The sequence below is a fragment of the Streptomyces sp. NPDC104367 genome (assembly GCF_055583825.1).
In genome coordinates, this window is record NZ_JBVJND010000045.1 from 1 (window position 1) to 22,029 (window position 22,029).

Annotated in this window: 18 protein-coding genes; 14 read left to right on the forward strand and 4 right to left on the reverse strand. The window is 74.0% G+C overall.

What is annotated here, in order from left to right; translation table 11 throughout:
• Positions 1 to 109: 109 nt before the first annotated feature.
• The 3 genes from ACZ619_RS41005 to ACZ619_RS41015 form a co-directional block, all read right to left on the reverse strand.
• A complete protein-coding gene (locus ACZ619_RS41005; protein ID WP_469610620.1) occupies positions 110 to 1,252 on the reverse strand; it encodes an acetamidase/formamidase family protein in 1,143 nt (380 codons plus the stop codon).
• Between the two features lie 250 nt (positions 1,253 to 1,502).
• A complete protein-coding gene (locus tag ACZ619_RS41010; RefSeq protein WP_469610622.1) occupies positions 1,503 to 3,749 on the reverse strand; it encodes a cytochrome P450/oxidoreductase in 2,247 nt (748 codons plus the stop codon).
• Positions 3,750 to 3,900: 151 nt separating this feature from the next.
• Positions 3,901 to 4,983: an NAD(P)-dependent alcohol dehydrogenase gene (locus ACZ619_RS41015; protein ID WP_469610626.1), complete on the reverse strand. Its 1,083-nt coding sequence runs from the start codon at positions 4,981 to 4,983 to the stop codon at positions 3,901 to 3,903.
• Between the two features lie 145 nt (positions 4,984 to 5,128).
• Here ACZ619_RS41015 and ACZ619_RS41020 point away from each other — a divergent pair, with 145 nt between their 5' ends.
• The 8 genes from ACZ619_RS41020 to ACZ619_RS41055 all read left to right on the forward strand — a co-directional run bounded on the left by ACZ619_RS41020 (position 5,129) and on the right by ACZ619_RS41055 (position 15,840).
• On the forward strand, positions 5,129 to 6,577 hold the full coding sequence (locus ACZ619_RS41020; RefSeq protein ID WP_469610628.1) for an aldehyde dehydrogenase family protein: 1,449 nt from the start codon (positions 5,129 to 5,131) through the stop codon (positions 6,575 to 6,577).
• 10 nt (positions 6,578 to 6,587) lie between these two features.
• A complete protein-coding gene (locus tag ACZ619_RS41025; RefSeq protein ID WP_469610630.1) occupies positions 6,588 to 7,823 on the forward strand; it encodes a PucR family transcriptional regulator in 1,236 nt (411 codons plus the stop codon).
• A 288-nt stretch (positions 7,824 to 8,111) separates the two neighbouring features.
• A complete protein-coding gene (locus ACZ619_RS41030; protein ID WP_469610633.1) occupies positions 8,112 to 9,134 on the forward strand; it encodes an alcohol dehydrogenase catalytic domain-containing protein in 1,023 nt (340 codons plus the stop codon).
• Positions 9,131 to 10,507, forward strand: coding sequence for an amidohydrolase family protein (locus ACZ619_RS41035; RefSeq protein WP_469610635.1), 1,377 nt, complete (start codon positions 9,131 to 9,133; stop codon positions 10,505 to 10,507). Before ACZ619_RS41030 ends, ACZ619_RS41035 begins: the two co-directional genes overlap by 4 nt.
• 559 nt (positions 10,508 to 11,066) lie before the next feature.
• A complete protein-coding gene (locus ACZ619_RS41040) occupies positions 11,067 to 12,155 on the forward strand; it encodes a BMP family ABC transporter substrate-binding protein (protein ID WP_469610637.1) in 1,089 nt (362 codons plus the stop codon).
• A gap of 30 nt (positions 12,156 to 12,185) precedes the next feature.
• Positions 12,186 to 13,739: an ABC transporter ATP-binding protein gene (locus tag ACZ619_RS41045; protein ID WP_469610639.1), complete on the forward strand. Its 1,554-nt coding sequence runs from the start codon at positions 12,186 to 12,188 to the stop codon at positions 13,737 to 13,739.
• Positions 13,736 to 14,929 carry an ABC transporter permease gene (locus tag ACZ619_RS41050; RefSeq protein ID WP_469610642.1) on the forward strand — a complete coding sequence of 398 codons (1,194 nt, stop codon included), beginning with the start codon at positions 13,736 to 13,738 and terminating at the stop codon, positions 14,927 to 14,929. Before ACZ619_RS41045 ends, ACZ619_RS41050 begins: the two co-directional genes overlap by 4 nt.
• On the forward strand, positions 14,926 to 15,840 hold the full coding sequence (locus tag ACZ619_RS41055) for an ABC transporter permease (RefSeq protein ID WP_469610646.1): 915 nt from the start codon (positions 14,926 to 14,928) through the stop codon (positions 15,838 to 15,840). Before ACZ619_RS41050 ends, ACZ619_RS41055 begins: the two co-directional genes overlap by 4 nt.
• Positions 15,841 to 15,914: 74 nt before the next feature.
• Here ACZ619_RS41055 and ACZ619_RS41060 read toward each other — a convergent pair whose 3' ends face one another.
• Positions 15,915 to 16,949 (reverse strand): aldo/keto reductase, encoded by a 1,035-nt coding sequence (locus ACZ619_RS41060; RefSeq protein ID WP_469610648.1) that lies wholly within the window; start codon positions 16,947 to 16,949, stop codon positions 15,915 to 15,917.
• Positions 16,950 to 17,145: 196 nt separating this feature from the next.
• Here ACZ619_RS41060 and ACZ619_RS41065 point away from each other — a divergent pair, with 196 nt between their 5' ends.
• The 6 genes from ACZ619_RS41065 to ACZ619_RS41090 all read left to right on the forward strand — a co-directional run bounded on the left by ACZ619_RS41065 (position 17,146) and on the right by ACZ619_RS41090 (position 21,898).
• Positions 17,146 to 17,598, forward strand: coding sequence for a VOC family protein (locus tag ACZ619_RS41065; RefSeq protein ID WP_469610650.1), 453 nt, complete (start codon positions 17,146 to 17,148; stop codon positions 17,596 to 17,598).
• Positions 17,583 to 18,020, forward strand: coding sequence for a nuclear transport factor 2 family protein (locus tag ACZ619_RS41070; RefSeq protein WP_469610652.1), 438 nt, complete (start codon positions 17,583 to 17,585; stop codon positions 18,018 to 18,020). Before ACZ619_RS41065 ends, ACZ619_RS41070 begins: the two co-directional genes overlap by 16 nt.
• A gap of 158 nt (positions 18,021 to 18,178) precedes the next feature.
• The gene (locus ACZ619_RS41075; RefSeq protein ID WP_469610654.1) at positions 18,179 to 19,039 is read left to right on the forward strand and encodes a fumarylacetoacetate hydrolase family protein; all 861 of its coding nucleotides are present in this window, start codon (positions 18,179 to 18,181) and stop codon (positions 19,037 to 19,039) included.
• Positions 19,040 to 19,066: 27 nt separating this feature from the next.
• The gene (locus ACZ619_RS41080) at positions 19,067 to 20,230 is read left to right on the forward strand and encodes an amidohydrolase family protein (protein ID WP_469610656.1); all 1,164 of its coding nucleotides are present in this window, start codon (positions 19,067 to 19,069) and stop codon (positions 20,228 to 20,230) included.
• 541 nt (positions 20,231 to 20,771) lie between these two features.
• Positions 20,772 to 21,545, forward strand: coding sequence for an HpcH/HpaI aldolase family protein (locus ACZ619_RS41085; protein ID WP_469610658.1), 774 nt, complete (start codon positions 20,772 to 20,774; stop codon positions 21,543 to 21,545).
• Positions 21,542 to 21,898, forward strand: coding sequence for a cupin domain-containing protein (locus ACZ619_RS41090; protein WP_469610660.1), 357 nt, complete (start codon positions 21,542 to 21,544; stop codon positions 21,896 to 21,898). Before ACZ619_RS41085 ends, ACZ619_RS41090 begins: the two co-directional genes overlap by 4 nt.
• Positions 21,899 to 22,029: the final 131 nt, after the last annotated feature.

Below are 22,029 nucleotides of genomic sequence, written 5' to 3' on the forward strand. Positions count from 1 at the left end.
CAACTCGACACCGCCGTCCGGGAACAGGGCCAGGGCGACCTGGCCGCACTCCTCGCCGGCAAGGACACCTGGACCGTCGTCGGCTGAACCGGCCGCCGTCTCCGGGTGTTCAGGCCGGGCGGACGACCTCCGCGAAGTCGGACTTGCGGATCTTGCCGTGGATGCCCTTCACGCTGTCGACCACCTGGGAGACCGCGAAGTCGCCCGCGGCGCTGAGGTAGGCCATCGCCAGGTGGCGGTCGATGCCGTAGTCGGTGACGAGGAGGTCCAGGGCGCAGCGGACGCAGTCGCGCATCGCCTCGTCCAGGTCCTCGTCCAGGCCGATCGGGACGAGGTAGTCGTCGGTCTCGGCGAACGGGGTGACCCGGCCGTGGCCGGGGCGCAGGGCCGCGCCGCCGGGGATCACCTCCAGCCGCACCGTGGCGCGCAGCGACGCCTCGAACGCGGTGAGGGCTGTCTCGCCGTCGCCCTGGGCGAAGTGCGGGTCGCCGAAGTAGACGAGCGCGTCGTCCACCTGGACGGGGAGGTAGAGGGTGGCGCCCTCGCCGAGCAGGGACACGTCGATGTTGCCGCCGTGGCGGCCCGGCGGTACCGAGTGGGGGCGTTCGTCGCCGGGCACCGCCACGCCCATCACGCCGAGGAACGGGCGCAGCGGGAAGCGCAGTGCGCCGCGGGCGGGGTCCGCCGGGTCCACCGCCATCCGGCCCCACGCGCCGTCGCGGTCCGCGTGCGCGGTCGCGAAGGTCATCACCGGGCCGGGCAGCGACGGCATTTCGCCGGGGAGCGCGCCGAAGCCGTGGCGGGCCGACACCAGGCCGTAGGGAACCCGGGGCGTCAGGCCGAGGACGGTCACCGCGAGCAGGTCGCCGGGGCGGGCGCCGGTCACGGCGACCGGGCCGGTGACGAGGTGCGGGCCGTCGTCGTCGAAGTCGTGGGCCGTCCCGGAGTCCGCCGTCTGCTGGGCGTCGTCGAGCACATGGGCGCCGGTGACGCCGTAACGGGCGAAGAACCCGCGCGGGTCGCGGCCCTGGTCCTCCAGGACCCCCTCGTGGCTGAGCGTGTCCACGGTGACGACGGAGCCCGGCCGGACCGCGGCGACCGGTGCGTCCGCCTCGCACGGGAGGCGGCCCCACAGGGTGTTGCCGGGGGTGGCCGGCACGTACGCCGCCGACGGGATCGCTCCGTGGCCCGGCTGGAGGATCGGGAAGCCGGTCGCCGCGATGTCGAGCAGGGGGGAGTCGGTCGCTGTCATGGCCCGCCTTTCGTGGAAGGGATGGGCCGACGCTATGAACGTCCCGTTGCACGGGCGTTTCGGGTGCGGGTCCGCACCGTAACCGTGTTCCGTAATGCGATATGGCGTCTCGCGAAGAGAATGGGCGGGGACGTGCGGACATGCCTGGGCGCGGTCCGGCGGTGGGCGGTCGCGCCCGGTGCCGGACCGCGCCGAGGGTGTCGGAGGCCGGGGGAAGGGAGGGGAGGGGTGAGGGGAGGGGAGCGGGAGGTCAGAGGTCCAGGACGAGTCCGTCGCCCTGGCAGCGGCCGACGCAGATCATCATCGTCCGCCCTGCCTCGCGTTCCTCCTCGCTCAGTACGGAGTCCCGGTGCTCGGGGGTTCCGGCGAGGACCCGGGTCTCGCAGGCGCCGCAGTAGCCCTTCTCGCAGTCGTAGGACAGGCCGCTGACGGCGTCGCGCACGACCTCGATGAGGCGGCGGTCCGCCGGGACGGTGAGCGTGCCGCCGGTCCGGGCGAGCCGGACCTCGAAGGCGCGGTTCGCCGCCGCGTCGAACGCCGGTTCCAGGTCGTCGCCCGCGGTGAACCGCTCCAGGTGCAGCCGGTCGGTGAGGCCGAGGCGGGCGCACTCCCGCTCGACCGCCGCCAGCATCGGCGCCGGGCCGCACGCGTAGACCGCCGCGTCCGGGTCCAGGCCGCCCAGCAGGCGGGGGAGGTCCGGCAGTCCGGCCTCGTCCTGGGGCAGGAGGGTGAGCGCGTCGCCGGCCGCGGCGGTGAGTTCGTCGGTGAACGCCATGGTCGCGCGCGTCCGTCCGCCGTATACGACGGAGAACGGCGTGCCGCGTCCGGCGGCCTCGCGGACCATCGCGAGGATCGGGGTGACACCGATGCCGCCCGCGATGAAGAGGTGGGACGGCGCGTCCACCAGGGGGAAGTGGTTGCGTGGGCCGCGCACCGCGAACGTGGCTCCCGGCCGGGCCAGTTCGAGGAGTTCGGCCGAACCGCCCCGGCCCGCGGGCTCGTGCAGGACGCCGATGCGCCAGGTCGCGGCGTCGGCGGGGTCGCCGCACAGCGAGTAGTGGCGCAGCCTGCCCGAGGGCAGCCGCAGTTCGATGTGCGCGCCGGGCCGCCAGGGCGGGAGGCCGGCGCCGTCGGGCAGGGCGAGGTCCACGGCGACGACGCCCTCGGACGCCGCGCGCACCGCCGTCACCCGCAGCGCGGTGGGCGTGGTCAGCGCGCGGGCCCGGCCCGTCGTCCCGCTCGCCCGGGGGCCGGGGGTGAAGACCGCGGGGACCGCGTCCCAGCCGGACTGGTTGCCGCGCGTCGGGTAGGGCACGAGCCCTTCCTCGATCACCCGGTAGTCGGGCAGCCGGGTCAGGACCTGCGTCATCATCGCGCGGAACATGGCCCGGGCCAGGTGGGCACCCGCGCAGCGGTGCGAGCCGATGCCGAAGCTGAGGTGCCGGCTGGCGTCGCGGTCCAGCCGTACCCGCTCGGGTTCGGGGAAGACGGCGGGGTCGTGGTTGGCGGCGACCCACGGGATCAGCACCCGGTCGCCCGCGCGCACCGGGCAGCCGCCGACCTCGGTGTCCTCGGTGACCGTGCGCGCCATCGACTGCGAGGGGGCGAACGCGCGCAGGAACTCCTCGGTCGCGCCGTCCAGCAGGTCGGGGGAGTCGATCAGACGCCGGCGCTGCTCGGGGTGGCGGGCCAGGTGGACGAGGGTCGAACCGGTCAGGGAGGTGGTGGTGTCGACGCCGCCCGCGATGAGCAGCCCGATCACCGAGACCAGTTCGTCCTCGGTGAACTCGCCGCCGGCGGAGGTCCGGCCGGCCACCACCGCGCTGACCGCGTCGGCCCGCGGCGCCGAGCGGCGTTCGGCGATCAGCTCGCGGATGCGCCGGTCCATGTAGGCCAGCCCGGCGGCCCCGCGCGCGGCGCGCTCGCTGCCGGCCGGGGCGGCGAAGATGTCGTGGACCGGACCGGCCAGCCGGGCCCAGTCCTCCTCGGGGAAGCCGAGCCAGTCCAGGGTGACCGCGGCCGGCAGCGGGTTGGTGAGGTCGCGGACCAGGTCGCAGGAGCCGTGCTCGACGAACTCGTCCACGACGCGGGCGGCATGGCGCTCGATCATCGGGACCAGCCGCTCGACGGCCTCGGGGGTCAGCAGCGGGTTGATCAGTTTCCGGTACTCGGTGGCCCGCGGCGGGTCGAGCTCGATCGGGTACTGCTCCAGTCCCGGGCCCTTGGGGATGACGATGCCGACGCCCTCGCCGCCGTGCTCGCTGCGGGCCGAGGAGAACGTCGCGTCGTCACGGGCGATGCGGGCCACGTCGGCGTAGCGGGTCGTGTAGTGGAAGCCGCCGTGGGCGGCCGAGCGGCCCACCGGGCAGCTCTCGCGGAAACGCGCGTAGTAGGCGACGGGGTCGGCGTTGGCCTCGGCGGAGTGGTGGTCGAAGGCGGCCGGTTCGTCGGAGGGCGGACGCTGCTCGACGAAGTCGAAGTCGATGTCGGCGGACATGGTGGGCACGCTCCACGTGCTCGGACCTGTGCGCGGTGTTGTCCGGCCGCGCCACCGGATGTCTGCTGCCTCATCGGCGGTGCGGTCACCCTAAGGTGTCGCCGCCCGTGTGACAACGCCCTCCTGCCGGTGAACGGCAGGTCGGGGCCGGTCAGAAGGTCAGCACGGCCTTGCCGACCGCGCCGGAACGGACGGCCGCGACGGCCTCGTTGATCTGCTCGAACGGGAAGTAGGTGATCATCTTCTCGACGGGGAACCGGCCCTGGGCGTTGAGGTCGAGCAGGCGCGGCAGGAACAGCTGCGGCAGGCTGGACCCGGCGATGATGCCGGTGACGGAGCGCCCGTTGAGGATGCTGCGCCACTCGAAGCTCATCGACTCGCTGGGGCCGATGCCGATGACCCCGGCGCGGCCGAGCGGGCCGAGCGCCTCCACGGCGGTGCGCAGGACGTCCTCGCGGCCGGTGGTGTCGATGACGAAGTCGAACCCCTCCGGGACGAGGGCGGCCAGCTGTTCGGCTGCCCCGCCCGCGGAGGAGTCCACGGTGTGCGTGGCGCCGAAGCCGCGCGCCGCCTCCAGTTTGGCCGGGTTCACGTCCACGGCGGCGACGACCTCGCAGCCGCTGAGCGCGGCGGCGATGACGGCGGAGACACCGACCGCTCCCGCCCCGAAGACCGCGATCGACGAGCCGGGGCGCGGCTGGAGGACGTTGAGCACGCCGCCGGCGCCGGTCTGGAAGCCGCAGCCGAAGGGGCCGGCCCGCAGCAGGTCCAGCGACGGGTCGATCCGGACGACCGCCCGCTCCGGTGCGACGACAAGGCCGGCGAACGACGACTGGCCCAGGAAGTGGGCGTTGACCTCGCGTCCCTCGTGGGTCACCGCGGTGGAGCCGTCGGGGCGGCGGCCGGAGAAGTTCACCGCGTCGAAGCTGCGGCAGTAGGCGGGCGAACCCGTGCGGCACAGCGCGCACGTGCCGCACGACGTGAAGGACATGGCGACGTGGTCGCCCGGCCGTACCGAGGTGACGTGTGATCCGACCTTCTCCACGACCCCCGACCCCTCGTGCCCGAGCACCGCGGGCGTGGCGAAGAAGGAGGCGAACTCCAGGTCGGTGCCGCAGATGCCGACGGCGGCGACCCGGACGAGCACCTCGTCGGGGCGGGGTTCCTCCAGTTCCACCTCGGTCAGGACGAACGGCTGTCCGGCTTGCTCCAGCAGAGCGGCGGTGGCGCGCACGGGGCCTCCTCTATGACTCGCGCGGTGACGCGGACCGCGACGCGGATGACGACGCGGACTGCGACTCGGGCGGCGACTCGGACCGCCGACTCGCAATGCGAGACCGCATATTGACATGCGCGATATGACCGGTCAAGGTTCCCCCATGGCGGCTGTTGACTACCCTTCTTCCCAGCACTTCATCGACGGCGAGTGGGTCGCGGCCCGCGACGGCGGCACGCTGGACGTGCTCGATCCGGCGACCCGGCAGGTGATCACCCGTACGGCACGGGCGGGCGGTGCCGACGTCGGCGACGCGGTCGCCGCGGCGCGGCGGGCCTTCCCCGCCTGGGCGGCGACCAGCCCCAGCGAACGCGGGGCGCTGCTGCGGCGCTGGGCCGACCTGATCATCGCCGAGGTCGAGGCACTGGCGGCCGTGGAGGCCCAGGACGTGGGCAAGCCCCTGTCCGGAGGCCGCACGAACATCTACATCGCCCACGGCATCATCGACTACTTCGCCGGCGCGGCCGACAAGCTCACCGGAGTGACGCTGCCGACCCGCAGCCCCGACTACCTGGGCTACACGGTCCCCGAGCCGTACGGCGTGTGCGCCGTCGTCCTCCCCTGGAACGTGCCCGCCGTGCTCACCGCGGCGAACGTCGCACCGGCGCTCGCCGCGGGCAACACGGTCGTCCTCAAACCGTCCGAGATCGCGCCGCTGGCCCCGTTCGCCCTCGTCGAACTCGCCCGCCGCGCCGGGTTCCCGCCGGGCGTGATCAACGTCGTCACGGGTCTCGGGCCCGAGGTGGGGGTCGCGCTCACCTCGCACCCCGGCGTCGACCACATCAGCTTCGTCGGCTCCACCGCCACCGGCCGCGCGATCATGGCGGCCGCCGCGCGGAACCTCGTCCCGGTGAAACTGGAACTCGGCGGCAAGTCGCCGAACGTGCTCTTCGCCGACGCCGACCTCGACACCGCGATCCCGGCGATCGTCGCCTCGATCACCGAGAACGCGGGCCAGAACTGCTACGCCGGTTCCCGGCTGCTCGTCGAGGCGTCCGTCCACGACGAGGTCGTGGAGCGGGTCGCCGCCGCCATGGCCGCGGTCAGGACCGGCCCCTGGCAGGCCGACCTGGACATGGGACCGCTGGTCAGCGGGGCGCAGTTCGACCGCGTCAGCGGCTTCCTCGCGGACACCCCGCGGGAGGGGGCGCGGCTGGTCACCGGCGGCGCACCCGCCGGGGACGGGTGGTTCGTGCCGCCGACCGTGTACGACCGCGTGGACGCGGGCATGCGGGTCGCCCGCGAGGAGGTCTTCGGCCCCGTCCTCGCCGTGCAGTCCTTCCGCGACGCGGCCGAGGCGACCGGGCTGATGAACGCGACCGACTTCGGCCTGCTGGCCTGCATCTGGACCAACGACATCTCCCGGGCCCTGCGGCTCGCCAAGGACGTCCGCTCCGGGCAGGTCGCGGTCAACCAGTTCCACGACGCCGGAGTGATCGGCTTCCCCTTCAACATGCAGAAGGACAGCGGCTTCAGCCGGGGCGGCGGGTACGCCGCGCTGCGCGAGTACACCCAGGAGAAGGGTGTGGCCGTCCGGCTGCTGGACCGCTGAGAGCGAGGCCATGAGTATCACCACCGCCGGACCGTGGTCCGGACCCGCCAGGGAGAACCCGCCACCGGACGCCGACCCCGCCGTCCTCGAACGGGAACTGACCGAGGCCGTGCTCGCCGGCGCGACGCGCTCGGACGTGCTCCGCGCGCTGTGCGCGGCCACCGGCCGCCCCGCCCGCCTGCTGTCCGCGCAGGGCGTCCCGCTGGCCGCCACCGACAGCGGCGCGGGACTGCCGGCCGCGCTGGCGCGCGCCGTCCTCGACGGCGGGGCCGGACCGGTGGTCGACACCCTCGACGGACTGCGCGCCACGGCGCTGCCGGTACGGGCCGGGACGACCGTCGCCGGTGTGCTGCTGACCCTCGGTCCCGGCGATCCGTGCGTACGGGCGCTGGCGGGTGCCGCCGTCACCGCGCTGCTCATCGACGCCGTACGGGCGGGCGACGAGCCGGCCGAGGCGGTCCCGGTCCCGCTGCGCCGCACGGCCGCCGACGTCGTCGCCGCGCTGCGGTCCGGGCGGACCGGTCCCGCGGAGCGCGCGGCGGCCGCCGCCTTCGGCATCGACCTCCAGCACCCGCCCGCCGCCGCCGTGCTGTACTACGGCGGCACCCGGCTGCGCGCCTGGTCCACCGCCCTGAACTGGCTGGAGCACCCGGTGCAGCAGGAGGGCCGCACGGCGTGGACGGTCGTGCCGGGGGAGGCCGCGCTCGCCCGGCTGCGCACCCGGCTGCGCCTGATGACCGGCGACGAGTCCGCCGACCACGTCGTCGCGGCGAGCGGCTCCCACCCCGAATCGGCGGACGACCTGGTCCGCTCCTTCACCGAGGCCGAACGGCTGCTCGGCCTCGCGCGCAACCGGCACGTCCCGCTGCTCACCTTCGGCGGCTGCGGTGTCGTCCAGATGCTGCTGCCCCTGCCCCGCGCCCGGCTCCGGGCGTACGCCGAGGCGCACCTCGGGCCGATCCTGCACCGTCCCGAACTGATGGCCACGCTGCGGGCCTGGCTGGCCGAGCGGGGCAGCCGGCAGACCGTCTCCGAACAGCTCCACCTGCACCGCAACTCGGTGGGCTACCGGGTGCGGCAGATCAAGAACCTGCTCGGCACCGACCCCCTGCTGCCCGCCGCCTCGGCCGAACTCCATCTGGCGCTCGCGGCGCTCGACCTGCTGGAGTCCGACGACGGCCGCCCGCTCGACGACGGCGACCCGATGCCCGCGGGCCGTGGGACCGCCGGGCCGCGGGACCGCTGAGGACCGGCGCCCGCGGGCCCCGCTCCGGTGCTCCCGCACACCGCCGCCGGGGCGCCGGCCGCGCCGTTCCGCGGCCTGCCGCCGGCTGTCCGCACCCCTGTCTCCCACCCGCTCCGGCCTGCGTCGTGAGCGGTGCGGAGCCCTGCGCCCGCATGAGATACCGACGAAACCAAGATGTTCCACAGGAGCGTTGACAGCGCCGTTCGGCGGGGGCAGAGTACCTCGCAATACGTTCCATCGACTCGCAATGCGAGATGGGTTAGGGGAGGAGGGGAGCCGGTGCGAGCCATGGTGCAGACCGATTTCGGGGGGCCCGAGGCCGTGTCCCCGAGGGAGGTACCGGAACCGGTGTGCGGCCCGCGCGACGTCGTCGTGAAGGTCGAGCACTGCGGGCTGAACCGCCTGGACCTGCTCCAGCGCAGGGGGCCCGGTCTGATCCCAGGCTTCCGCCTTCCGCACGTGCCCGGCATGGACTTCGCCGGGACCGTCGTGGAGACGGGCGCCGAGGTCGGCTCGGTCGTCCCCGGCGACCGGGTCATCGCCGACCCCACCCAGGGCTGCGGCAGTTGCCCCCGCTGCTCCGTGGGCGACCGGGCCTACTGCGTCCGGCCGCGCATCCTCGGCGGCAACGCCCCGGGCGCGCTGGCCGAGTACGTCCGGGCGTCCGCCGAGTCGATCGTACGGGTCCCCGACTCCATGCCGCTCGCCGCGGCCGTCACTCTGCCCACCGCCTACGCGACGGCCTGGCACGCGGTCCACACCCTCGGGGCGGTCGCGGCCGGCGAGACCCTCGTGGTGCACGCGGGGGCGAGCGCCGTCAGCCTGGCGGCCGTCCGGCTCGCCAAGCGGGCCGGCGCCGGTGTCATCGCGTTCGCCGGCAGCGACGCCAAGCGGGCCGCCGCCCGCGAGGCGGGCGCGGACCTGGTGCTGCGCAACGACGACCCCGACGCGGTGAAGGCGGTGTCCCTCTTCACCGGCGAGGCCGGCGCGGACCTGGTCCTGGACCACGTCGGCACCGACACCTGGCGCACCTCGCTGGACTGCCTCGGCATCCGCGGCCGGCTGCTGCTGATGGGCAACACCAGCGGCGACCAGGTGTCGTTCTCGCTCCAGGAGGTCTTCCACCGGGGCCTGAAGCTGCTCGGCACCGGCGGCTACACCTCGGCCGACTTCGTCGCCGCCACCTCGGCCTGCTTCGCCGACGGCCTGCACCTGCCCACCGCCGCCCGCTTCCCGCTGGCCGACCTGGCCGAGGCCTGGGACGTGCTCGCCGCCCGCGACACCATCGGCAAGGTGGTGATCGAGCCGTGACCGATCTGCTGATCACCGGCGGTGACGTCGTCACCATGGACCCCGCCCGGCGCGTCCTCGCCGCTACGACGATCGCCGTGTCCGGGGGAAGCATCGCCGCGCTCGGCACCGCCGCGGAACTGCGGGCCCGCTTCCGGGGCGCCCGCGAGATCGACGCCTCGGGCTGCGTGGTGATCCCGGGCCTGGTCGACGCCCATCAGCACACCACCGTCGACCCCCTCGTACGGAGCATGATCCCGGACGACATCGGCTCGCAGGAGTCGATCTTCGACTGGATCGTCCCGCTGCACGCCGCGGCCGACGGCGACGACGACGAACTGGCCGCCACCATCACGGCCGTCGAGTGCCTCTCCCGGGGCATCACCACCGTGCTGGAGCCCGGCACCGTGGCCTTCCCGGAACGGGCCGCCGCCGGGCTCGGCGCCGCCGGCATCCGCGCCCGGGTCGGCGGCTGGGGCTGGGACGCCGAGGGCGTGCCGCTCGGCGCGCCCGCCGGCGAGGTGCTCGCCCGGCAGGAGGACATCGTCCGCTCCCTGCCGGCCACCGGCCCCGTCACCGGGTGGGTGACCCTCGTCGGGCACGACCTGGTGAGCGACGAACTCCTCACCGGGGCGGCGGAGCTGGCCGAACGGCTCGACACCGGACTGACCTGGCACATCTCCCCGGGACCCGCCGACGCCGAGGCGTACGCGCTGCGCTCGGGACGCCGGCCGGTCGTTCACTTCCGCGAACTGGGCGTGCTCGGTCCGCGTCTGCTGCTGGGGCACGCCGTCTGGCTCGACGACGCGGAGACCGAGGCGATCCTCCAGACCCGCACGGCGGTCGCCGCCTGCCCCGGCGCCTACCTGCGGCTCGGCCAGGGGTACACGCGGGCGTCGCGCCACGCCGAACTGGTGCGGCGGGGCGGCCGGGTGGCCCTGGGCTGCGACGCCCACAACGCCGGCGACGCCCCGGACGTCCTGCACTCCGCCCACCTGTTCGCCGCCCTGGAGCGCGACCGCGACCTGCCCGACCCGATCCGTGCCGAGCAGGCGTTCGCGCTCGCGACGGTCGACGGGGCCGAGGCGATCGGACTCGGCGACCGGATCGGCTCCCTGGAGGTCGGCAAGGCCGCCGACATCGTCGTCCTGGACGGAGCCGACCCCGCCTGGATCCCCCGCGGCGACCTGGCCCGCCAGCTGGTCTGGGGCCATGTCTCCCGCACCGTGCGCGACGTGCTGGTCGACGGCCGTGTCGTCGTCCGCGACCGCCGGCCGACCGGTGTCGATCTCGCGGCCCTGGCCGAGGCCGCCGCCGAACGGTCCGCCGCCCTGCTGCGGCGGGCCGGCATCACCCCACGTCCGGCCTGGCCCGAACCGGTGGCCACCCGGTGAGACCCGCCCGCACCCCAAGACCGGCCCCCGCCCGCTGAGTCCGCGCCCCTGACCCGGCACGGACCAGCGGCCCGGCGGCCAACCAGCGAGGGGAGACCAACCGTTGAACGTCATCGACCTGGCCGGGCCCGCGCGGGCGAGGACCGCCGGCCGGCCCCGGACAGCCGCTTCCCCGCCCACCCGACCGACGACCCGCCGCCCTCCCCGCGGCACCGGCCACCCGGCCGGCGCCGACCGCCGATTACCCCACCGGCCCACCACCGGACACACCCGTCGTACCCGCCGCGGCCGTCAGTGCCACCGCTGACGTCCCGCCCGCCTCCGTCCCCCCATGCCGCGTCGACCGCACCCGGGTCCGAGCGGCGGGCGGATCCGTTTCCCGTGGTCCGTCGCCGCGGGTGAGGAGGCCGTCCGGCACCAGGACGGCCTCTCCGACGCCGGGGTCACCCAGCCCCCGGCGCTGCCGAGCGTTCTCCCCCCTCGACATCACCGCCGCCCCGCAAGGCCGGCACCCGAGCGACACCCCGTGCGACACCCCCGAGCGAATGGAACCACGCACATGACCACCAGAAGCACCCTCCGCCGCCCCCGAGCCGCGGTCGGCCTCGCCCTCGTGGGAGCCCTCGCGCTCGCCGGCTGCGCCAGCAACGACGCGACCGCCGCCAAGACGAACGCCTCGGCGACCAGCGGCAGCGACAGCAGCCTCAAGCAGCCCGACCTCAACGGCGACGGCAAGGTCGTCATCGGTGTCCTCAGCCCCGGCGACATCAACGACCACGGCTACTACCAGTCCTTCGTCGACAGCGCGGACGCCTACGCCAAGAGCAAGGGCTGGACGGTCATCAAGCGCGGCAGCGTACCCGTGAACGACGCGCTCACCGCCGCCCGCGCCCTGTGTCAGCAGCACGTCGACATGATCGCGCTCGGCGCCAGCGAGCTGAAGAACGCCATCCCCGCCTCCGAGGAGGCCGTCTGCGCCAAGACCGCCTGGTACGTGCCCTCGTCGGCGAACATCGACCAGACCCCCAAGATCCTGCTCTCCGCCGACGACCCCAACCAGTCCATGCTGGTCGCCGGCTACGCCGCCGGTCTGAAGATGAAGGCGGCCGGCGACACCAAGGCCGGCTTCGTCACCGGCGCCAAGGCCGACTTCAGCGTGGCCGCCGCCAAGGCCTTCCTGGCCGGCATCCGGGAGGTCGTCCCCAAGGCCCGGCTGACCACCACCTACACCGGCGACTTCAACGACTCGGCCAAGGCCAAGGAGGCCACCCAGGCCCAGATCAGCCAGGGCGCCAAGGTCATCTACCCCTACCTCGGCGGTGCCACCGACGCCGCGGCCCAGCTCGCCAACGGCAGCAAGGTGCTGACCCTCACCCCGGGCACCGACCGCTGCGACTCGACCAGCCCGAAGTACGACATCTCGGTCATCTTCAGCCCCGGCGACTACTTCCTGGCCGCGCTCAAGGAGTTCGCGGACAACAACCTGAAGATGGGCACCACGCGCACCTGGCAGCTCGGTGTGGACCCCTACCCGACCGTCAAGATCTGTGACCCCGCGGGCGACCAGGCCGCACAGCTCACGGCCTTCATCAAGAAGATCGGCAGCAAGGAGATCGACCCGGCCGCCGAGGTCAAGCGCCTTGGCTGACCTGCCGACACCGACGAGGAAGATGCAGCGATGACACCGACGGCCTCAGCGGCTCCGATCCTGGAGCTGCGCGGCATCACGAAGTCCTACGGAGCGGTCAAGGCCTGCGACGCGGTGGACCTCAGCGTCGAGGCGGGCGAGATCCACGGCCTCCTGGGCGAGAACGGGGCGGGCAAGTCCAGCCTCATGAAGGTCCTGCTGGGGCTGGTCCGGCGGGACGCCGGCACCGTGCTGGTGCGCGGTGCGCAGGTCGCGCTCGACAGCCCGCAGGAGGCGGCCGAGCTCGGCATCGGCATGGTGCACCAGCACTTCAGCCTCATCGACGCGCTGGCCGTGTGGGAGAACGTGGCACTCGGCGACAGCGGCAAGGTCGACAAGCAGGCCCTCTGCGCCGAGATCGCCGAGGTCTCGGCGCGCTACGGGCTGCCCATCGACCCCGAGGCCCGGGTCGGCACCCTCTCGGCGGGCGAACGGCAGCGGGTCGAGGTGGTCAAGTGCCTGCGCCGCAACCCCCGCATCCTGATCCTCGACGAGCCCACCTCGGTGCTCACCCAGGCCGAGTCGGAGGAACTGTTCGCCGTCCTCGGCCGGGTGGTGCAGGAGGAGGGGCGCGCCGTCATCCTCATCAGCCACAAGCTCGCCGAGATCGCCCGGGCCACGGACCGGGTCACGGTCCTGCGCAGGGGCCGGGTCGCCTTCCGGGCGGTCACCGCCGAGACCACCCCGCAGTTGCTCGCCCAGCGGATGGTGGGCCGCGAGGTGTCGCTGGGCGAGGAGGGCGCCGCCCTCGGTCTGCTGCCGGTGCAGAACACGGGCCCGGCGGACGGGAACCACGACCGCGGGGCGCACGTGCTGCGCCTCGCGGGGCTCACCGTGGAGGACGACGGGGTCAGGGTCCTCGACGGCGTCGACCTCACCGTCGGCGCGGGCGAGATCGTCGCCCTCTACGGCGTCGAGGGCAACGGCCAGGCGACACTCGGCGACGTCCTGTCCGGGCTCGTGGTGCCGAACGCCGGCACCGTCGAGGTCGCCGGGCAGGAGGTCGACCTGACCCGGCCCGGCGTCCTGTCGAAGGCCGGCCTCGGCATCGTCCCCGAGGACCGGCACCACAGCGGCGTCGTCCTCGACATGAGCGTCGCCGAGAACCTCACGATGAAGTCCCTCGACACGGTCAGCGGCCGGTTCCTGCTGCGGCGGCGGGCGATGCTCGCCGAGGCCCGGCGCCTCGCCGACGAGTTCAACATCGTCACGCCGTCGCTGGACGCCCCCGTGCGCAGCCTCTCCGGCGGCAACCAGCAGCGGGTGGTCCTCGCCCGGGAACTGTCCGGCCGCACCCGCGTCCTGGTGGCCGCGCAGCCCACCCACGGGCTCGACGTCGGCGCCATCGAGGACATGTACGCCCGGCTGCGCGCGGCGGCCGCCGAGGGCGTGGGAGTGCTGCTCATCTCCACCGAACTGGAGGAAGTCATGGCCCTTGCCACCTGGATCGCGGTGATCTCCTCCGGGCGGATCACCGGAGCGCTCCCCGTCTCCGAGGCGACCCCCGAGCGGCTCGGCATGCTGGTCGGGGGCGAGGCCGCGTGAGTGCCACCGTCCCCGGACCGGACCCCCGGACCCCCGGCGACCTCGGCCGGAGCCTCCTGGCCCGGCTCCGCCCCGGGCCGGGCGGCTGGCTGACGGCGGGCTTCACCGTCGTCCTGGTCACCGCCGCCCTGGGGGTGTCCGCCGTCCTGCTCATGCTGACCGGCGCCTCGCCCGGCGCGTCGGTGTCGGCGATCTGGACCGGCAGCCTCGCCAACACCACCGGCTGGACGACGACGCTGCTCAACGCGGCGCCGCTGCTCCTGGTCGCCGTCGGCACCTGTGTCTGCGCGGCCGCCGGCACGTTCAACATCGGGCAGGAGGGCCAGGTCCTCATCGGCGGCCTGGCCGGCGCCTGGGTCGGGCTGCGGCTGGCCATGCCCGGCCCGATGCTGGTCGTCGTGGTGCTGGCCGCCGCGGCGGTCGGCGGCGGTGCCTGGGCCGCGCTCAGCGCCCTGATGTACCGCTTCCGGCGCGTCAACGTCGCGGTGAGCACCCTGCTGATGACGTTCCTCGCCGTCCAGCTCGTCACGTTCGCGGTCAGCACGAGCTGGTTCCTCCAGGAGAGCGCGCAGGGCTCCTCCGGCATCGCCGACGCCCAGTCCAACCCGCTGCCGGCGGGCGGTCTGCTCGGCGGCTTCGGGCAGTACCCCTCGCTCCAGCTGAACCTGGGCCTGTTCGTCGCGCTCGCCGCGGCGGCCGGTGTCGCCGTCGTCCTGACCCGCAGCCGATGGGGCTTCAGGGTCCGGATGGTCGGGCTGAACCCGCGCACGGCCCAGCACGCGGGCGTCCGGGTGGCCGCGCTCAGCGGTCTGACCCTCACCCTGTCGGGCGCGTTCGCGGGTATGGCGGGCGGACTGCTGCTGGCCACTCCGGTCAGCACCAACCGGCTCCAGGCCGGACTCTCCGACAACGTCGGCTGGGACGGCCTGCTCGTCGCGCTCGTCGCCCGCAACCGCCCCCTGGTCGCGATCCCGGTGTCGTTCGTCTTCGCCGTGCTGCGTTCGGGCGGCGACTTCCTCTCCGCCACCGGAGTGCCGTACTACCTGGTCGACATCGTCAAGGCGCTACTCGTCCTCGCGTTCGTCGTGCCGCCCCTCCTCGTCGACCTCGTCAGCAGGCGCCGCGGCGCCAGGCCGTCGGCCGCGCCCGCCGCGTCCGTCGTCCCGACCGAAGTGAAGGCGGCCGCGTGAGCGCTCTGGACAGCACCTCCACCATCCTCGCGAGCGGGGTCCGGCTGACCGTGCCGCTCGCCCTCGCCGCCTGCGGCGAGTACCTCGCCGAGCGCGCCGGCACCATGAACATCTCCGTCGAGGCGATGATGCTCGGCTCCGCGTTCACCTCGGTCGCCACCGCGAGCGCGACCGGCAGCGCCACCACCGGCCTCGTCGTCGGCGTGCTGACCGGCCTCCTCGTCGGCTGGGTGCACGGCAACCTCTCGCACCGGGCGCAGATCAACACCTTCGTCGTCGGCCTCGTGCTGAACGCCCTGGTGCTCGGTCTGACCAGCTTCCTGATCACGACCCAGCAGTTCACCTCGCACCAGGTCGGACTGCTGTTCGTCCCGCTGCTGCGGGACATCCCGGTCATCGGCGCACCCCTGTTCTCCGTACGCTGGCCCGCCTATCTGCTGATCCCGCTGGTCGGGCTCACCTGGTGGCTGATCGAACGCAGCCGCTGGGGCCTGGAGCTGCGCGCCGTGGGGGAGAACCCGCAGGCCGCCGACGTCACCGGCATCAAGGTCAACCTGCGGCGCCGGCAGGCACTGCTGTGGTGCGGCGCGATGGCCGGTCTGGGCGGCGCCTACCTGGCGGTGGGCGAGGTCGGCTCGTTCAACCAGAACATGACCGCCGGGCGCGGGTACATCGTCATCGCCGCGGTCATCTTCGGGGCGTGGCGACTGGGCCGTACCCTGCTCGGCTGCCTGGTGTTCGGCGTCTCCGACGCGCTGCGCCTCGCGCTGCCGCCGCTCGGCATCACCCTCAACGCCCAGCTGCTCGTCGCCGCCCCGTACGTGCTGGCGCTGCTGGCGATGCTGCTGTTCACCACACAGCACCGGGAACCGGCCGCCCTCGGCCGCCCCTTCGAGCGCGGGTCGACCTGACGGCGCCGCCGCGGCGAGAACGGACGCCGGCCCCGCGGACGTGCGGGGCCGGCGTCCGGCGTTCGGCGGCGCGGTCAGCGGCGGCGCAGTGCCGCGCTCTCCAGCGCCGGCGGGGTGTGGCCGACGTCGCGCGGGTTGAGCACACCGCCCGGCGCGACCAGCTCGTCGATCCGGTCCAGCGCCGCGGCGGACAGCGGCCGCTCCACCGCCGTCAGCTGCGTCAGGAGCTGTTCGTGGGTGCGCGGGCCCATGACGGCCGAGGTGACGCCGGGATGGGCGAGCACGAACCGCAGGGCCAGCTCCACGAGCGTGCAGCCCTCGTCGGCGGCGAGGCGCACGAGTTCCTCGACGACCGCCAGCTTGCGCTCGCGCACCAGCGCGTCGGCGTAGTCGAAGTGGTCGCCGTTGGTCCGCGCGCGCGAGTCCCCCGCCGGTTCCGCGCCGGCCCGGTACTTGCCGGTCAGCCAGCCGCCGTTCAGCGGGCTCCACACCATGACACCCATCCGGTGCCGCTGTGCGGTGGGCAGCACGGCGGCCTCCGCGTGCCGGGCCAGCACCGAGTACGACAGCTGCTCCACCGTGAACCGCTCGCGGCCGTCGCGCCGGGCCGCCCACTGCGCCTCGACGATCTCCTCGGCGGGGAAGCTGGACGTGCCGATCGCCCGTACCTTGCCCGCCCGGACCAGGTCGCCGAGGGCACCGAGCGTCTCCTCGACGTCGGTGCGGGGGTCGGGACGGTGGACGAGGTACACGTCGAGGTGGTCCGTGCCCAGCCGGCGCAGGCTGTCCTCGACGGCACGCGTGATCCACAGCCGGGAGTTGCCGCGCCGGTTGCGGTCGAGCGGGCCGCCCGGCATCTCGTTGTGGAACTTCGACACCAGGACGACGTCGTCGCGCCGTCCCTTCAGCGCCCGGCCGAGGATCTCCTCCGACTCGCCGAAGGCGTACACGTCGGCGGTGTCCACGAAGTTGACGCCGGCGTCCAGCGCCGTCGCCACCATGCGGTGGCACTCCGCCTCGTCCGTGTTGCCCCAGGCACCGAACATCATCGTCCCGAGGCACAGTGCGCTCACCTCGATGCCCGTTCCGCCCAGAATCCGGTACTCCACGCCTGGCCCTCCTCTTCCCCGTGTCCTGCCGGCGGCCGTCGCCGTCATCCCGCAGGCTCCCACGGCGGCGGGCGCGGGACCGATGTCGCGCGGGGTCAGCGTTGGCGGCGCGCGTGTTGTGTCCGCAGCACATCGACTCGCTCACCCGCGCGTGCCTAACCTCGGGGAAATTCGTACCCCTCACGATGGAGGCACTGTGGCCACCGGTCTCACCTCGGCCCGCTGGACGCACGTCGCGCTGCCCACCGGGGACCTCGACAAGGCGATCGAGTTCTACACCTCGCTCACCCCCCTGGTCGTGGTCGAGCGGTTCAAGGACGCCGACGGCGAGAGCGTCTGGCTCTCCAACGACAAGCAGGCGGAGACTCCGTTCGTGCTCGTCCTGGTGTCCTTCGACAAGGACAAGGGCAGCCCGCTCGGCCTGCTGCACCCCTTCGCGCACCTCGGCATCGAGGTGCCGGCCCGCGAGGACGTCGACGCCCTGGCCGACCGCGCCCGCGAGCTGGGCTGCCTGCACTGGGAGCCCCGGCAGATGCCCGACCCCGTGGGCTACATCTGCGCGCTGAAGGACCCCGACGGCAACGTCGTGGAGATCTCGCACGACCAGCGGGTGTTCGACACGGTCCGGCAGAAGTGGGGGTCGGCCTGACCGCCGGGGGCGCGGACGGCGGCACGGACGGCGGCACGGACCGCGGCACCCGGGCCGCGGTCGAGGCGTATCTCGCGGCGCTCAACGCGCACGACGCCGACGCCGTGGCCGCCTGTGTGTCCGAGGACTTCGTCAACGAGCACACGTCGTCCCTGGGACGGACCCGCAGGGGCCGCGCCGAGTACCGAGCGGCGCTGACCGGTTTCCTGGCGGAGTTCGGGGAGCTGCGGTACGTGCCCGAGCGGGTCCTCGTCGACGGCGCCTCGGCCGCGGTGCCCTACGTCATGACGTTCCGGATGCGCTCGGCGGGCGACCGCCCGGTGCGGGTCCGCGGGGTCTTCCTGTTCACCGTGTCCGGCGGTCTGATCGCGCACCGCACGGACTACTGGGACAGCGGCGAGGTGCGGCGCCAGCTCGCCTGACACACCGCCGCGGGCGCGGCGAACAGCCCTGCCCATCAACGGAGATGAGCTTTCCGACACCCCGTCCGCCGACTGCGCGGACGGGGTGTCGGTGCGTCCCCAACCGACGGTTGCGTATCGCTTGACATGATGGCGTCTCGCAATAAAAGATGCTCGCCATGCGAGTAGTCACGACGCAGACCGGCCTGGGCCGGATCGAGGACGGGGCTGTCGCCCTGTTGGACACTGCTTTCCCGCACTTCGGCGCGGTCCTCGAACAGGAGGGCTCGCTCCAGTGCCTGGCGTCATGCGCGGTGCGCCGGCGCATCCCTCTCGACGAGGCCGTCCTCACGGCGCCGCTGGGCCGTCCCGGCGCGCTGTGGGGCGTCGGACTCAACTACGTGTCGAAGGCGGAACGGACCGGCAGGGGGCTGCCCGAGCAGCCGATCCTCTACCTGGCCGCGTCGTCGGGCGTCCTTCCTCCCGGCGCGCCGGCGGTGATCCCGCGGGACGTGGCCGAACCCGACTACGAGGGCGAGATAGCGGTCGTCGTCGGGCGCCGGCTCCACCGGGCCGCCGAGTCGGAGGTCTGGCCCGCGGTCGCCGCCGTCACCGCCGCCAACGACATGACGGCCCGGGATGTCATGCGCACCACCGGAATCCCCGCCCTCGCCAAGAGCTACCCGGGGTTCACCCCCCTGGGCCCGTCCCTCTGCACGCCCGAGGAGCTCGCCGACCGCGAGGCGATCGGGGTGCGGACCCGGGTCAACGGACAACTCGTCCAGGACGACACCAGCGCCGGGATGATCTTCCCCGTCGCCGACCTGCTCAGCAGGCTGTCCTGGTACGCCGCCCTCGAACCCGGCGACGTCGTCCTCACCGGAACCCCGGCCGGCACCGGCCAGGACCGCGCCGGCTTCCTCGCCGACGGCGACGAGGTCCGCGTCGAGGTGGACGGTGTCCTTCCCCTCGTCACCCGCATCGTGCGTCCCGCGGACGCCGCACCGCGCGACCAGCGGCTGGCCGAACAGGCCGGCTGACCGTCCCCTCACCCTGGAGCCACAGCGATGTCACACTCCTCCGCACCGTCCTACGACCTCGTCCTGGCCGGGGGCACCGTCATCGACCCGGCGTCGGGCACCAACGCCCGGCTCGACGTGGCGGTCACCGGTGACCGCATCGCCGCGATCGGGGAGGGCCTCGCGTCCGGCGCCGCCCGCACGATCGACGTCACCGGCTCCACCGTGCTGCCGGGCCTGGTCGAGGGCCACACCCACATCTTCGAGTACGTCTCCGCCGTCGGCGCCCCCGCCGAGGAGGCCCATCTGCGCCGTGGCGTGGTCGCCGCGGCGGACGCCGGCACGGCCGGCGCCTCGACCTTCGCGGCCTTCCGCAAGCTGGTCGTCGAGGCGAACCCGATGCGCATCGTCAACTTCCTCAACGTCTCGGTGCTCGGCCTGATCGACTTCAGATTCGGCGAGCTGCTGAACCCGGACACCCTCGTCCCCGACGACGCGCTCGCCACCGCCGAGGCCCACCCCGACATCGTGCGCGGCTTCAAGATCCGGCTCTCCGAGGACGTCGTCGGCGAGCACTGGGAGGCGCTGCTGAAGAAGTCCGTGGCGCTGGCCGAGCAGGCCGGTCTGCCGCTGATGCTGCACATCGGCGAGACCTCGGAGCCGCTGCCGGTCGTCCTCGACCACCTGCGCCCCGGCGACATCGTGGCGCACTGCTACACCGGCAAGGAGTACGGCATCCTCGACGGCGACCGCGTGCAGCCCGCGGTCACCGCGGCCCGTGAGCGCGGCGTCCTGTTCGACTCCGCCCACGGCAAGAGCAACCTCAGCTTCGAGGTGGCCCGCCGGGCCATCGCGGACGGCTTCCTGCCCGACGTCCTCAGCTCCGACACCAGCGCCCGCAACTGGCGCGGTCCGGTGTTCGACCTGCTCACCAGCATCTCCAAGCTGGTCGCGCTCGGCGCGCCGCTCGACGAGTGCATCCGCCGGGCCACCGTCGCGCCGGCCCGGCTGCTCGGCCTCGACACCGAGGGCTACGGGCGCCTGGAGGTCGGCGGCCGGGCCGACGTCACGGTCGTCACCGAGACCGAGGAGTGCACCCTGCCCGACGCCGCGGGCAACACCATCGTCGCGCCCCGCCTGGAGCCGACCGTGGTGCTCCACGAGGGCGCCGAGATCCCCATCACCCCCTGGCGAGGCCTCCCCTCCGCCTGACCCCACCCCACCCACCCTTCCCACCCCGACCCACCCTTCCCACCCCGACCTACCCTTCACGACCGGGCCCCCGGCCCGACCCGGCTCCCCCGACCCATACCGGTCAGCCCGCGCCGACCGGGCCCGGCCTTCTCGGTCGGGCGCGGCGTGGGCCTGTCGGTCCGGCTGTGTTGGTCCGGCCTGGCTTTCCCGGCCCGGAGGTGCCTGGCCCTGTCGGTCCGGCTGCGTCGGCCCGGTCTGGCCTTCTCGGTCCGGCGAGGCGTGGCCCTGTCGGTCCGGCCTGGCCCTCCCGGCTCGGCTCGGCCTTCTCGGTCCGGCCCGGATCGGCTCGGTCCGGCCCGGATCGGCTCGGTCCGGCCCGGATCGGCTCGGTCCGGCCCGGATCGGCTCGGTCCGGCTCGGATCGGATCGGCCTAGCTCGGCTCGGCCCGGCCCGGTCAAGCCCGGCTTGGCTCGGCCCGGCTCGGATCGGCCAGGCCCGGCCCGGCTCGCCCGTCCGTCCGATGCAAGACGTCCGTTCGTAGATGCCGTTGGAGGCTTGATGACCGTCGGGGATGTGCATGGGCTGCGTCGGCGGTTGCGGGCCGTGCTGGCGGGGCGGGGGCCCGCTGTCGGTACCTTTGTCAAGCTGGCGACGCCCGACGTGGTGGAACTGGCCGGGGCGGCCGGGTTCGCGTTCGTGGTCGTCGACCTCGAACACTCCACGCTCACCGAGCGGGACGCCGTGGACCTGGTGCGCCACGCGGCCGTCTGCGGCCTGCCCGCCCTGGTGCGGGTGCCCGCGGTGGACGCCGCCGCCGTCAACCGGCTCCTGGAGGCCGGCGCGGCGGGCATCCAGCTCTCCATGCTCACCCGCACCGCACAGACCGAGGCGCTCGTCGCGGCGGCCCGGTTCGCCCCGGCCGGCCGCCGGTCGGTGAGCCTGGCCAACCGGGCCGCCCGGTTCGGCGCGCTCGCGCCGGCCGAGTTCCTGCGCGCCGAGCGGGACGACCCGCCGGTGCTGGTCGGCCAGATCGAGACGGCGCGCACCGACCCCCTGCCGGAACTGGTCGCCGCTCTCGACGTGTGCTTCGTGGGCAGCACCGACCTCGCCGTCGACCTGGGCCTGCCCGCCGACCCCGCGGTGCTGACGGCCGCCGTGGACCGGGTGCGGGCCGCGGCCCGGTCCGTCCGGGTGGCGTTCGGCGGCTGGGCCCCGGCCCGGACCGCCGCGGCGGACCTGGGCCTCGGCGACGCCGACTACCTGATCGTCGGCTCCGACCTGCAGATGTTGGCGGCCGGCCTGCGGGCCGCCGCCGGAGAGGAGAAGCAGTGAGCACACGCAACGCGGCCCTGTTCGGCACCGTGGTCAACTGGGACGACCTGCCGGTCACCCAGGTGCGGCCGGGCGTCCGCCGGCGCGTCTACGCCACCGACGAGGTGATGATCTGTCACCACGAGCTGGAGGTCGGCATGACGCTCAACCCGCACCGGCACGAGGAGTTCGACCAGCTCGTCCACATCTCCGAGGGGCGCGCGAACTACTACGTGGACGGGGTCGCGCACGACCTGCGGGCGGGCTCGTTCCTGCTGGTCCCGCGCGGCAGCGAGCACTACGTGGAGCCCACCGAGGCCCCCTGCGTGAACATCGACTTCTTCGTCCCCCCGCGGGCCGACCTGCTGCCCTGACCGGCCGGCCCACGGCTGACGTGGTTGTGGGGCCCCCCCCCCGGGGGGGGGCCCCACAAACGGAGGCCGGGCCGGGCCCGGGGGGAGGGCCCCCCGCCGCGCCGCCCCGGTTGGGAACCCCCGGGCCGGCC